The organism is Dysgonomonas sp. HDW5A (assembly GCF_011299555.1).
GTDB lineage: Bacteria > Bacteroidota > Bacteroidia > Bacteroidales > Dysgonomonadaceae > Dysgonomonas_A.
Genome location: NZ_CP049857.1, coordinates 3,076,780 through 3,089,887, shown reverse-complemented (window position 1 = coordinate 3,089,887; position 13,108 = coordinate 3,076,780). Strand labels below are relative to the sequence as shown.

The 13,108-nt window shown below is 38.5% G+C and carries 10 protein-coding genes; 6 read left to right on the top strand and 4 right to left on the bottom strand.

Going from position 1 to position 13,108, the window contains the following annotated elements:
• Window positions 1–69 precede the first annotated feature (69 nt).
• The 4 genes from G7050_RS12905 to G7050_RS12890 form a co-directional block, all read right to left on the bottom strand.
• Window positions 70–246 carry a hypothetical protein gene (locus G7050_RS12905; RefSeq protein ID WP_166116043.1) on the bottom strand — a complete coding sequence of 59 codons (177 nt, stop codon included), beginning with the start codon at window positions 244–246 and terminating at the stop codon, window positions 70–72.
• Window positions 247–340: 94 nt separating this feature from the next.
• On the bottom strand, window positions 341–1,087 hold the full coding sequence (locus tag G7050_RS12900) for an SOS response-associated peptidase (protein ID WP_166116041.1): 747 nt from the start codon (window positions 1,085–1,087) through the stop codon (window positions 341–343).
• A 201-nt stretch (window positions 1,088–1,288) separates the two neighbouring features.
• Window positions 1,289–2,242 carry a helix-turn-helix transcriptional regulator gene (locus G7050_RS12895; RefSeq protein WP_166116038.1) on the bottom strand — a complete coding sequence of 318 codons (954 nt, stop codon included), beginning with the start codon at window positions 2,240–2,242 and terminating at the stop codon, window positions 1,289–1,291.
• A 134-nt stretch (window positions 2,243–2,376) separates the two neighbouring features.
• On the bottom strand, window positions 2,377–3,612 hold the full coding sequence (locus G7050_RS12890; protein WP_166116035.1) for an AraC family transcriptional regulator: 1,236 nt from the start codon (window positions 3,610–3,612) through the stop codon (window positions 2,377–2,379).
• A 478-nt stretch (window positions 3,613–4,090) separates the two neighbouring features.
• Between G7050_RS12890 and G7050_RS12885 the strand changes: the two genes are divergently transcribed.
• From G7050_RS12885 to G7050_RS12860, 6 genes are all read left to right on the top strand, one after another.
• A complete protein-coding gene (locus tag G7050_RS12885) occupies window positions 4,091–4,684 on the top strand; it encodes a DUF3575 domain-containing protein (protein WP_166116033.1) in 594 nt (197 codons plus the stop codon).
• Between the two features lie 12 nt (window positions 4,685–4,696).
• Window positions 4,697–6,151, top strand: a complete 1,455-nt coding sequence (locus G7050_RS12880; protein WP_166116030.1) for a DUF3868 domain-containing protein — start codon at window positions 4,697–4,699, stop codon at window positions 6,149–6,151.
• Window positions 6,152–6,213: 62 nt separating this feature from the next.
• Window positions 6,214–7,584 carry an Mfa1 family fimbria major subunit gene (locus G7050_RS12875; protein ID WP_166116028.1) on the top strand — a complete coding sequence of 457 codons (1,371 nt, stop codon included), beginning with the start codon at window positions 6,214–6,216 and terminating at the stop codon, window positions 7,582–7,584.
• 140 nt (window positions 7,585–7,724) lie between these two features.
• Window positions 7,725–8,675 carry a FimB/Mfa2 family fimbrial subunit gene (locus G7050_RS12870; protein WP_166116026.1) on the top strand — a complete coding sequence of 317 codons (951 nt, stop codon included), beginning with the start codon at window positions 7,725–7,727 and terminating at the stop codon, window positions 8,673–8,675.
• Window positions 8,676–8,713: 38 nt separating this feature from the next.
• The gene (locus G7050_RS12865; RefSeq protein WP_166116024.1) at window positions 8,714–11,392 is read left to right on the top strand and encodes a hypothetical protein; all 2,679 of its coding nucleotides are present in this window, start codon (window positions 8,714–8,716) and stop codon (window positions 11,390–11,392) included.
• Between the two features lie 21 nt (window positions 11,393–11,413).
• Window positions 11,414–13,057, top strand: coding sequence for a hypothetical protein (locus tag G7050_RS12860; RefSeq protein ID WP_166116022.1), 1,644 nt, complete (start codon window positions 11,414–11,416; stop codon window positions 13,055–13,057).
• Window positions 13,058–13,108: the final 51 nt, after the last annotated feature.

Below are 13,108 nucleotides of genomic sequence, written 5' to 3'. Positions count from 1 at the left end.
TATTGAGCTAGAGATTCTCATTTAGGTAATTATTAAATAAACCTACTGTAGAAATAGCTTTAAATTCCATCAATCCCATTTCTCCACACTCCCGATTTCAAAGAGTCTGCCATCTGAAGTAATAAAAACAGATTCATACTCTTCACCAAAAAGATCAGTGTAATATTTTAAGTACATGGCTTCAATCCGATCCGGGTTGTAAAATAATTGCATGTTGTAGGTTTTTCCTGTTATGAGTGGCTTCATGTTGCAAAGATAATAAGCACTTCCATTCAATACAAAAGAATCCAAAGTGCCTATTAAGTATGTAAATAAGTCGGGGCAAGTTTAGCAAATTAATTTACACCCGTTCCATTATACTTGGGTTATGTGGGTTTCCATTTAGAAACAAATTTCGGTCAACTGCATAAGCATCCATCAGGGAAGCTTCAAAAGGTTTTAGCATACTTTGGATATCGAGCTTATTCAACTTCGGATCTAACCACTTTTCTTCATCTTGTTTATTTATTATCACAGGCATTCGGTGTGGATTCTTTCCTCCATTGTGTATTTCATAGGTCAGCTCGTTGGCTTGGGTCGTTATCATTGAAAAGGTATTATATACTTTCCCTGTTTTCGGGCTTATCCAACTATCATACACACCAGCCATCGAAAACACCTCTTCATCTGGCAGATAGATAAGATAAGGAGTTTTAGTTTTATCATTATTGTGATGATACTCGAAATATCCTGTACTCGGAATTAAACATCGACGGCTTAAGATGGGTGTCCTGAATGATGGTCTTTCGAATATCGTTTCGCTTCTTGCATTATAAGTGCCTTTGCGAATGGAAAAAGCGTCTTTTTCTGCTTCATCCCTGCCTTTCTCTGTATCTTCTTTGGGCTTTACCCAGAAGGGTATTAAACCCCAGTTTAGGGCTTGTATTTCGTCGTCGCTAGTTATGATCGGATAGGCAGGATTAGAGAACGCATTAACCCGGGACTGTTCTTCGATAATCTCTTTTACTATTTCAATTATATCTGTTTTACGACCGTATCGAACTGCCAGTTCTTTGGCTTTCTTTGACATACTATTATAATAACACATAGTTCCTGCTATTTTGTATATCTTTATAAAACAGTTGTCATTAGAATTAGTTCTGAGCCTATTTTTTGCAATTGATACGTATAAATTCTTTCGGGTTTGTGGTATAGCCTTTCATCAAATGAAAAACTTATTTTTATGCCCTTATAGGCGGAGTAGCTTATAATCTTGGTAATAGGGTATAAAAAATGGTATTTAATCCATCTATACATTTGCTTTTTCTTGTTTTATAAACCGCTGGTAACCTCTTATACTTCTAAATCCGGCTTTAATAATGAGTGATTCACTGTCATAAGCAGATAGTTTAGGATCGTTTTGCATACGTTTCAACTCTCTTAACCGACAGGTATTAATATAGCGACTGAAGCTCATAGAATAAGTCTTATTGATATAGCCCGAAAGATAACTACGGTTGGTACACAACTCACGCATGAGGTCGGTAATTCGAAGTCCCGGATTTAGATAGGGCTTTTTCTCCCGCATAAACTGTTCAAAATGGTTCTTATCGATTTTGACTAAAACAGTATTTTCTGTTTCCGGATTACTTCCTACCGGGTACATGATCACATAATTTTCGGTAAACATATTATATGCTAGCACAACCAATTGCAGTTGCAGTATAAAATTAGTCATTAAGGAAAAGATAGATACCAAAACAACTTCATTTCTTAGAAAAACATATAAAAATGTGGGTGGTATCAATGCAATTGTACATATAATAACCGTATAAAGCCACCTCATTGAAGAACGGTCTTCATCGGCCGAATAATTCATGATGATTTCTTTATACCTGATAATCCTCTGTAAACCAGACAGAGAGTAAACAGTTCCATAGACAATCCAAATACCCAGTTTAAAAGATGAAACAGCAAGAAACCAATAACTACTATAAATAATTACCGGATCAGTTTTCAATATAAAATAATATGACCAATAATACTGTACTAAGGTAACAACAGCTGGTGTGAGATAATGTATAAACGAAAAAGGTTTTGGTTTTCCCGTAGCCGTTACCAAGTGGATGATATGAAATATAATGACTATCGAATACAGGATAGACAGCATAGAGAGTGAATTAATCAACACATATACCGGACGCAAATAAACAAACGAGAAGGATGCAAAACTAACACAGATAATCGTTGTATAATATATCATTAACAACCTTAAAAGGATGGTACGGGTATACTCGTCCCTTTGACTGTAGCGGACTATAATGAGAACTAGGCAAAACAATGCAGTAATAAACGGTCCACTAAAATTTATTATTGAAATAACTTCTCTCGTTTCCATTATCTTTTTCTCTTCTTTTTATTTGCTTCTTCATCCTCTATAAGTTTGGCTCTCATATAACTACGGTAGCTACCAAAACCGGCCAATTTAAGTAAATCCTGAAGACTTTTCCCTTTGCCTGAAGGTAGAGACATCAGCACTTCGAGCCTCTGCAGTCTGTAACGGTTTACATAACGACTGAAATTCATCCCATATTCAGTGTTTACAAAGCGTGATATATAGGTACGATTAACTCCGAAAGGTTCTATCAAGTCAGTAATGCGAAAATCAGGATTCAGGAAAGGCTTATATTCCTTGAAATACTGTTCAAATTGTTTTTTTCTCAGTCCGCCACCCATTGTAAATTCGCTTATTTTAAACTGCTTATGATGTCGTGTATAAGGTCTTCTCGGAAGATTTGCCTTTTTTGATGCGGGTAAACCTATATCTGCATTTTGCTCTGGACCGCTTTGTTGAATAGAAATTTTTTTTTCTGAAAATATGAGGTAATAATTACGCCGGATAATATTGTATACCAATACGGCATGTGCCGTAGCTATCACCAATACAATGAAAATATTGCTGAGGAATTTATGAATATGTGTATAAGGAGATAAAGCGGTGATGATGCTTACTAATATCAATATTATGCTTAATCCCAGAATGTACCATAGCCAAAAAATGTATTTTTTATATTCCGCCCCATAATAGTTGATAACTACTCTGGAATAGAAATAGAGCCTGCGTACACTAAGAAAAATATATACACTCAGATAAATAATACGCAAAGCATGCTTCGATATATAAAACATCGAGTAATACTTGTATTCGGGAACAACAGTATCGTTACCAGAGACGATAGCATACTGCACATCATAAGGAATAAAAAAAGACCAGATGAAAATGATTAGAAAAATAACTAGGGGAGGCAAGTAATGCCACATCGAGAAATGCTTATCTTTTTGGGTAGCCGTCAAATAAAAGATAAAATGGTATAATGTAACAGAGGCAAGAAGTAGAGAAAGATAAAAAAATGGGTTCAGGTAAATAAACAAAGACTGGCTGAAATGAAATGCGATAGTACCCAACCAAATAAAGGAGGCGAATATATAATAAAATATCAACAGAAATTTAATTCTGCTTTCGGAGTAACTTATACAGTCGCGGTATGTAAGCATCATCAACAAGGCACCGGTTATCGATGAATATACCGGAACCGAATAAACAACTATGGCTAAAACATTTTCTAAATCCATAAACTATCTGGACCATTTTAGTTGAATACACTACTCTATCAAACTGAACTAGCAGTTACTTTATACACAAATATCACGAAAATAAACAAATAAAGATATCCAAAAAGTAAATTTAACACTGGCGTTTTTGATTTACATTTTTGACTATTAATTTACAATACGCCAAGATCTAATTTGTTCCTTAAATTTACTTTCCGAACAGATAAAAAAGATCGCATATTTTATTTTTTCTCTTCTAATAAATTAAAAATAAAACCCAAATACTCTCCAATTAAACATTCATAATCAGACAGTTGAACCTATTCGTAATTGATTTACATTTTGTCATAAAAATAAATATAAACTTTTACAATTCACCTATTTTAAATATACGATTTGGTAAAACCAAACAAAATAAATCATGTTTTATTTGCAATATAAAAAGCGAAATATACCATACGGAAAAGACTGATTATAATATACAAAAAAACAAATTCAAATGAATAAGACAAAAGCAAACACAAAGAAAAAAGCATTAGTGCTTCTTTTAGTCCTGCTTCTGATGTCACTGACAACTTACGCACAAAAAGCTTCATTAAAAACCAACCTGCTCTATGGTGCTACGGCCACGCCGAATCTGGCTTTTGAAATAGGGCTAAGCGACAAAACCAGCCTGGAGTTGTATGGAGGGTATAATCCCTGGGAATTCAGTGATAATAAGAAATTAAAACATTACCTGATACAGCCCGAATTCAGATGGTGGTTTTGTGAAACATTTAATGGCACATTTGTAGGGGTTCACCTGCTTGGTGGCGAATACAATATGGCAAAAATAAAATTACCATTCGGAATGTATAAATCTTTGCAAGATTACCGCTACGAAGGCTACTTCTATGGAGGTGGTATCAGTGTGGGACATCAATGGATACTCAGTAAACGCTGGAGCATAGAGGCGACCCTTGGAATGGGATATATACGCACACATTTCGATAAATACCCTTGTGAGGAATGTGGTAAAAAAATAAAATCGGATGACAAAAATTATTTTGGCCCCACAAAAGCCGGTATCTCCCTTATTTATTATTTACGGTAAAATACGAAAACAATGAAAAAGAATATTTTAATCATAACCCTAGTGGCGCTGATAATCCAACCGGGTATAGCAAAAAAAATATACAAAGGAGAAGTATCAGTTGAAGTTTCCACTTATGCCAAACAGAATAACAAGGTGATTGTAAATGCCGATATCATCTTGGATAAGTTAAAGGTGGCAGCAAATGATATGTTTACTATAACCCCAGTAATCAGGTCATTGGACGGAACCGATCAAATGGAGTTCGAACCTCTGATTATTAATGGAAGTACACGTAATAAAGTCAATCAGCGTGCTATAGGTTTCGGTAACTACAGTTATCCCGAAAATACAGCGGGCATCGTTAAACGCAACAATGGCAAATCCCAACAGTTCTCTTATTCAATTGATGCAGATTACTCTTCATGGATGCGAAGCAGTGAGTTGGTTTTTATAGAGTCGGTAACCGGTTGTAACTGTGCAGATAAGGGAAACATCACACATCCGGGACAAAAATTAGAACTTCCACCACCTTATACTCCACAGTTTGAATTAGCCTATCTTATTCCAGCCGTGGAAGCTGTAAAACACCGTGCCGACTCTTACTCGGCAAGCTTGGATTATGCTATCAGCAAATCCGATATAGACCGAAATTTCAAGAATAATGATGCTGTTCTGAAAGAAGTGGATCGGATTATTTCTGAAATAAAAAATGATCCTAATATCGTATTGGATAAAATAGTTGTTACCGGATATGCTTCTCCCGATGGAGACGCTGCATACAATATGTTGCTATCCGAGAAACGTGCTAACACTTTTATGGCTTATCTAATAAACAAACATAATCTGCCTCAAAATCTGATCACAACAAACTGGAAAGGAGAAGACTGGCAAGGACTGAGAACCCTGATAAGCCAATCGGATTACTCCTACCGGAATGACATATTGCAGATTATAGACAATACCAACGATATAAACAAACGTAAAGCCGCTTTAAAGAACCTCCGAAGTGGAGCTATTTATCGTAATCTTCTCGAAACTGATTTCCCTGGTTTGCGGCGAAACAGCTACGATATATTTTACACTGTCCGCGGATTGGACATCAACCAATCAAAAGCTTTGATAAATGTAAAACCTCAACAGCTTAGTCTCAATGAGATGTTTATGGTGGCTAACAGCTATGAAAAAGGAAGTAAAGAGTTTAAAGAGACTTTCAATATAGCTGTGAGATTATACCCTGAAGATGCGGTAGCTCTATTCAACAGCCTGACTTCGGATATCGAAACCGGCTCGTTCGACAATCCCATAACCGGGTTGCAGCATACCGACAAACCGGAGGGTTGGAACAACATGGCGGTGGCACTATTCCACAAGGGTGATTATCAAAGTGCCTTACACTACTTTGAAAAAGCCTCGCAGACAGGTTTAAGAGAGGCTCTAGATAACCTTTCGCAATATAAGCTGTGGCTCGAAAGTAAAGACAATTAAAATAGTATCCGTACAAATTATTTATTAATCAAAACATGTATTAATTAAAAAAAGAATTCATTATGAAAACCAAAGCATTTTTAATCGCAACATTGCTTTTTGCTGCCGGATTATACAGTTGCAGTGACGAGAACAATGAAAATACAAACTCGGGAGGTGAAGATAAAGGCCAACCAACCTATCTGGACGTTTCATTCTCCTTTCCAAAAGGAGATGTGGTAACAAGAGCAGCAACAACCGAGGACAATAATGCTTCTCTGTTAGAAACAGCTGTTAATACGGTCGATGTATATATCTTCAATTCAAATACCGGCATGATGTCTAAGCATCAGGCACTGGCTGCATCTGATTTTGTGCAACAAATTCCGGGAGGTGGCAACGCAGACGTTTGGAAAGCCAAAGCGACCATCGGTACCACTACAGGGGCTAAAACAGTATTTATCGGGATTAACTTACCCACAACATTTGCTCAAGGGCTAAAGAATACCAGCTTAGCTAATTTCAACGACAATGTACATTCGTTGACTATGGGTCAGCTTGTGACAGGAGATGGGGTTGCCATGTTCAGTGCCAACGGAGTAACCAGTGAACTCAAACCTCAAGGAGATCCGGATTATGGAACAAATAACACAGTGAAAATACCTGTAAAAAGACTTGTGGCTAAAGTAACCGTCGAAAAATCATCAACGATGACAATTAATGGGCCCGGTAAAATTGATAATCTTGCTTTTGCAATAAACAATATCAATACAAAATTCTTCCTGGTTCCCAAAGCTGATGGTTCGGATCCCAATTACCTACCCCATTCGTGGTTATCAACAGATTTTATCAATGCAGTGAATACTCCCGATGCTCCCGGTGACGGATATGTGAAGGTCAATGAGGCGAATGTTCCATTAGTAAAAGACCTCAACACCCTTTATACTACCGAAAATACGTCTGTAAACCACTGGAAAGAAGAAATCACCCGTGCCACAATACGTGCGACTTTTGTACCTAATAAAGTAACACAAAAAAATGGATCAGAGTTCGTAGAAGTAGCCAACCCAAATTTAACTCCAAAAACCTTCTGGACTGTTATACTTCAAAATGGCTATAGATATTATTTTCTGGATGAAAATACTGCTACAGCTTTTAAAAACGCCAATCCGGGCAGTATTAAACCCGCTGAATATACAAACGGATATTGCTATTACGATATGTTCCTCAACAAACAAGGGTATTTTAATGGCTATCCTGTAACGAGCAAGAAATGGGACGTATTCCGAAACGATTACTACCGCTGCCGCATTACCAGTATCTTTGGTCCAGGTCGTCCTGATGTACCCCCATTAGATCCCCAAACACCGCCTGACACAGAAACTGATATAAAATATGAAGTAGATATCTTGTTCTGGAATGTGGTTACTGATGATTATGATTTGGAGCCTTAATTTTATAATAAAAGCCTGTAAGTAGTTTGTTAGTTAGTTGTTGTGTGGAGAGGGAGTAGAGGGAGGATTAAAACTCCTCCCTCTTATTTCTAAAAATTATATGTGAATTTTAAAAAAAAGAATTACTAAAACGTAGTCCGATGAGAACCTATAGATATACTTTATTAAAACTGCTGATACTCGCGTCAATGGTATCTTCTTGTATCAGGGACGACCTTTCGGACTGTCCGCCTGAGTTACATAGCTTTCAGGTTGTTTTTACCTACGATACACCTCAAGGCGAACGCAGTTTTGATCCTGCCGAACTGAAAGTGGCTTATCTGTATATCTTCGATAAAAACGGGGATTATATAAAGACCATTCCATTTCAAAACCCTGAATTATACAGGAACTATCCATTGAATATAGAACTACCTCCTGATAAATATGAATTTATTGTCTGGTTCAATCAATCCGAAATATTCGATGTGGCTTCCTACAATTCGAATGAAAAAATTAGCAATCCGCTAAATCATCTGGATATCCTACGACTGGATATTCCTGTGGAGGGATATATAACATCTGCTATACCTCTCATACTTTACGGAAATATAGAAAATGTGCCTATATCGGGCGACAAATCGCAGATTGTAGCGATACCTCTCGAACAAAATACCAATACGATCAATGTTACTGTAAAAGGGCTGCCTAAAACAGGGCATGCGTATTTCAATACTATTACCGATCGCAACGGCAATGAGACATTTCTCAATAAACCGGCTCCCGGCAAAGACTTCAGCTACGTTGCTCCGATGAGTCTTAAAGGTGAAATACCCGATTTGTTTTCATCTCTCAGGGTACTGAAATTATACAAAGAAAACCGACCCAGATTAGTTCTATGGGATGAAACGGAAAAAAGAGATTTATATCCCGGAAACAGCGGCTTACCGAATGATTTAATAAAGCTTATACTGGATAAATATCCGAATGTGGATTTTAAAACCACGCATACTTTCGATATCATCCTGATTTATGATACCGATATGAATGTAAAGGTAGATATACAATACTGGAGCGACCACGATACAGATTATGAAATAGAACCCAATTGATATAAAGTGGCGATAGTGTAATATTAAATAGAAAATATATGAAATCAATATATAATTACCTGCTGATTATCTTATTGACGTCCTCTTTGGGAGGATGTGTTGATAATAATACCGACATCGTTGGACCTACAAACGTGGATGAGGTAGCGGTAAGCTTCCATGTATCCGTACCAGTGGACAATATACCTGTCACCAGACAAGCTTTGGGTGAGCTGTCGGGCAATGCACAGGAAAATATGATTCAAAAAATCGATATTCTGGTATTCAAAGTTAACCCCGATAATAGCGAATACTTCGATTATTATGCAGAAGGTAAACTTATCTCAGGTGCAGGAACTCCTAAACAGACATTTCATGCCACAATGAGGATAAAAGATTACAAACAACGTTTTGTAATCATAACTAATGCTCACGATGAAGTAATGAAACTGATTAGCTCGGTAGAATGGGGGCAAGCACCTAAAGACGAGATGCTCAAAATGCTGGAGTTTGCCAATAAAGCATCCGGGCATAAATGGAATGCATCCAATACTGGTGTGTTCACTCCCTTTCCCATGTGGGGAGAGATGGAGGCTCCGCAGCTAATAACCTCTTCCACTACAAGTGTAAGCAGTATTCCTATATTACGTATGGTAGCTAAGATAGATGTGGTAGTAGCCGAAAACGATGCTGTCTCGGGTAAAAAACCAAGGGATAACTTTAGGCTGGCAGAGGTCTACCTTTATAATGTGAAGGATAACGGGCACGTTGTTCCTGACAGGAGTGCTTTGGTATTTACTACTCCCGCGAATCTCCTTGTAAATAAACCCACTATCCCTGTAGCACCTGCAAACTGGGTAGGTCCTCTTAAATATACTACCGATGATGAGATTTCGTTAGCCAACCAGATTTATACACTCGAAGCAGAAGCAACCGACCTCTCCAAGAATCGTCTGGATGCCACAGGATTGGTCATTGGTGGATATTACAGCAAAGATGGCGTAACTTGGGATAATGCACTTTCTTATTACAGGCTCGATATGATGACATCCGACAAGACAACGACTCGCGATGTTTTACGAAATCATAATTATGAGGTTCGTATCATAGAGGTAAAAGGTCCGGGAAACCCGACCCCTGAGATAGCATGGAGTTCATCAACAGCGATGGATCTAATAGTTGCTGATTGGACTGTACAGACAGTACAGGGTGATATGGGTAAAAGGCAGTTGAATACTTCTACAGCTAAAGTGTCGATCACCGGGGTAACATCTTCAAGGATTTATTTCTGGACCGATCAAAAGTCAGTTAAGATCGAAGACAAAGGTTTTATCGGAACAACCGGAAATACTTCTTTCAATGTCAATGACTATTTTGATGATCTGGCAGGTGGTTTCGATACATCTATGTTTCATTACAATCCGCAAACAGGGGAAGGCTATATGGACATTGCCACACTCAGTGTAAACCAAACAAACAATGATGTTCGCCGAATATATCTCAATGCAGGTGGTTTGAGACGTGAAATTATTGTTGATACCGAAGTTAAATATCAACCCCAACCTTTTAATATATTTCCATGGGTGGGTACATTCCACCGTAGCAATGAAGTCGGCGAACGCATTATTTATTCGGATCATGTAGGAGAGTGGAGTGCAGAAGTAGACGATCCCAGGAAGAAAGGCAGTTTTGTGATACTAAGCAAAGTGCCCAGCGATAATAAAAATATAGGTACCGATTCTCCCGGCAACGCCGAAGACTATCCGGTACATAATGGAGAGAAGGAGGTTTATGGAAAAGGGCGTATTTATTTTAGAGTGGGTATGACATCCAAGTATACTCCCACTGCGGCTGCACCGGCTCGTTATGCTACCATTACCGTGAAATACACCGGAGGTATAGCTAAAATATATGTTAGACAAGGCGAAGGTGCCGATTATTTGATGAGAGATACAGATAAGCCCACCGGGCAAAGCTCATTGAAAGGTAGACGTACAATGGCTAAAAGGTTTAGCCCCTACAATCTGACAGACCCAAATAGACAATCTGGCAGAGTGGGTAACGAAACTAATTCTAAATACGTATTCACAGAGTATCCTACTCAAGGAGGATATTATATTCAATTTGGTCGCACCTATGCTTGGTATCCTGATATCTTCTTGCCGCAAGATTGGATGGGAAAGGGACAAGATCCTGTAGGTTTTTGGGAAGATAATAAAGCCAAATGGGAGTGTTCGCCTGCTGGATATCGACGCCCTAGAGATGGTAATCCGGGTGATTTCGACAACTCTCCCAATGCAAACAATTCGGAGGTGCGTCAATCTTTATGGTTAAACCCTCGTGATGGCGAAGAAGAAAGTAACGATAATATCCTGTGGGGCTATTATGCCGATGGTTTTTTCGACCGCAGGCAAATTCGGACAAGCCACAATGGCGTAGCTGCATCTGTGGTGGGTAGTGATGCCGAACTGGCTTATATCGGTCAATTATATTTTAATCCGTATAACAATGCTTCTCTGTTTATACCGGCTTCGGGTCTGCGTCTAGATCACGACAAATACCCGGTTCCCAATGTTAGAGGAGAGTTGCAATACACTGGGCTACGTGGGTTCTTTTGGTTTACTTCCAAATACGATAGAAGTAATGCCTGGTATATAAGTAATGATCAAGGAAGGTCAGTAATATTGTATGCAAGCCTTCGTTACGGTTTTCCAATCAGATGTGTGAAGGATGAATAATACATTTAAAAAAATAGAGTAATGAAACAGATAAGAATCATTAGCCGCTATTTGCAAGTGGGAATTATACTGTTCTTTTTAGCGGCTTGCAACGACGAATATATGCCTGATGGTACTACACCCCAAGAAACTTCCGATGGTGTGGCACAGATAGAACTTTTCACCGATGCCGAGGAGTTCGAAAAACCGGTTACCCGTGCCGCAGCGACCGATGAGAACAGCCTCCAAGGTTCGATGCCCTGGATATTAGTATTCCGGGGCGACAATAATAATGCTGTATTTTTCGAAGTATCCCGCGCTATCCTATCAAATGGTAAGCTGGCTGTACCACTTACCAAAACTAATTCTAAATCGCGTTTGATTATTATCACCAATCCACCTGCCAAGTTTTTTGACGGAGCAACAGATAATCTGAATTTAGATAAAACAATAATCAATGCCGCTCTATCCGGAAAGACGTATGGCCAAGCATTGTCAATACTGAATACGCAGAAACTAAGTTCGCCACAGGTTACTGTTCCATATGCAGGAGGTTATCTTCCTATGAGTGCATCGAGAAATCTGAACAGTATCAATGAACAAACAACTATCGGCACACCCCTAAACAAGGTACAGCTTAAGCGTATTGTAGCCAAAGTAACAGTAGAGAATACTGCTACAGGATTTACTTTGGAGGGATTTACAGTCGTCGGAGCTAAACAATATGGAAGATTGTCAGAAGCTGCTCCGATTGTTGTCGGGAATAAGGTAAATTATTTTGCACAGCTTCCTACAGATCCGGTCAGTGGTATTTCCAATGGTAAAGACCCTGTTTACATCTACGAATCGTCGGTAGGTGAAACTTCCGTGATAGTCAAAGGTAAGTACAATGGTGAAACAAGCTATTACCGTCTGGCATTTAAAGACAGTAATAATGCTCCAATGAGTATTGCGCGTAATAAATGGTACCAATTCAAAATAAAGAACGTAAAAATAGCCGGATATAAAACGCCGCAAGATGCTATAGTTGCACCGCCGTCTAATATCATGGCCGAATTGCTGGTGATTGATCAGAGTTCAATGGAAATTAGCGATAATGGACAATATTATATTGGAATGAGCAATTCAGAGTTCTATGTTTATTCCAATGCCGCACAGAACAATCTGACGGCAGGAACCATCACAACCAATGCGCCTGCAGGAACATTGACAAAAATAGAAGCCATGTCTGTAAATCCGGCTAATTCCATGACTATTTCTTCCGGTAATATTGTACCTGATGGCACGGTTAAGGGTATGGATGTAAAAGTCAATCTGACCAGCCTATTTACAACCGGTACTTTGAGAATAATAGTGGGTAACTTGGTACGGACTGTAAAGGTAGAACGAAAACCAATCATATCCTGGCAGGAAACCAAGTTAACTTTTAGCCCGGGTTATGTATCGGCAAAAATAGAAAGTCAGGGTAATGGAGGTGACAAGTGGCTTACTTTATCGACCGATGGTATCAAATACTCGGATTCAGAAGCGGTACACCCAGACAGTCCGGGAACGATTTACCTGAGAGTAAGCAATAACGGATCAGGAAATCTTCCCCGTAGTGGAGGAGTCATCTATCTCGGTCGCAAAAATTCTGAGGGACATTTGAAATTGTATGTCAATCAAGTTTCCAATACTCCAAGGTAAAGGTTGTATTTCCATAAATAAAAAAAGGGTAAATAATAATATTTTTCTCAT

Excerpts from the sequence above, each read along its gene's own strand:
- G7050_RS12905 (WP_166116043.1), bottom strand. The coding sequence starts at position 246 with ATGAAGCCACTCATAACAGGAAAAACCTACAACATGCAATTATTTTAC.
- G7050_RS12900 (WP_166116041.1), bottom strand. The coding sequence starts at position 1,087 with ATGTGTTATTATAATAGTATGTCAAAGAAAGCCAAAGAACTGGCAGTT.
- G7050_RS12895 (WP_166116038.1), bottom strand. The coding sequence starts at position 2,242 with ATGATATATTATACAACGATTATCTGTGTTAGTTTTGCATCCTTCTCG.
- G7050_RS12890 (WP_166116035.1), bottom strand. The coding sequence starts at position 3,612 with ATGGATTTAGAAAATGTTTTAGCCATAGTTGTTTATTCGGTTCCGGTA.
- G7050_RS12885 (WP_166116033.1), top strand. The coding sequence starts at position 4,091 with ATGAATAAGACAAAAGCAAACACAAAGAAAAAAGCATTAGTGCTTCTT.
- G7050_RS12880 (WP_166116030.1), top strand. The coding sequence starts at position 4,697 with ATGAAAAAGAATATTTTAATCATAACCCTAGTGGCGCTGATAATCCAA.
- G7050_RS12875 (WP_166116028.1), top strand. The coding sequence starts at position 6,214 with ATGAAAACCAAAGCATTTTTAATCGCAACATTGCTTTTTGCTGCCGGA.
- G7050_RS12870 (WP_166116026.1), top strand. The coding sequence starts at position 7,725 with ATGAGAACCTATAGATATACTTTATTAAAACTGCTGATACTCGCGTCA.
- G7050_RS12865 (WP_166116024.1), top strand. The coding sequence starts at position 8,714 with ATGAAATCAATATATAATTACCTGCTGATTATCTTATTGACGTCCTCT.
- G7050_RS12860 (WP_166116022.1), top strand. The coding sequence starts at position 11,414 with ATGAAACAGATAAGAATCATTAGCCGCTATTTGCAAGTGGGAATTATA.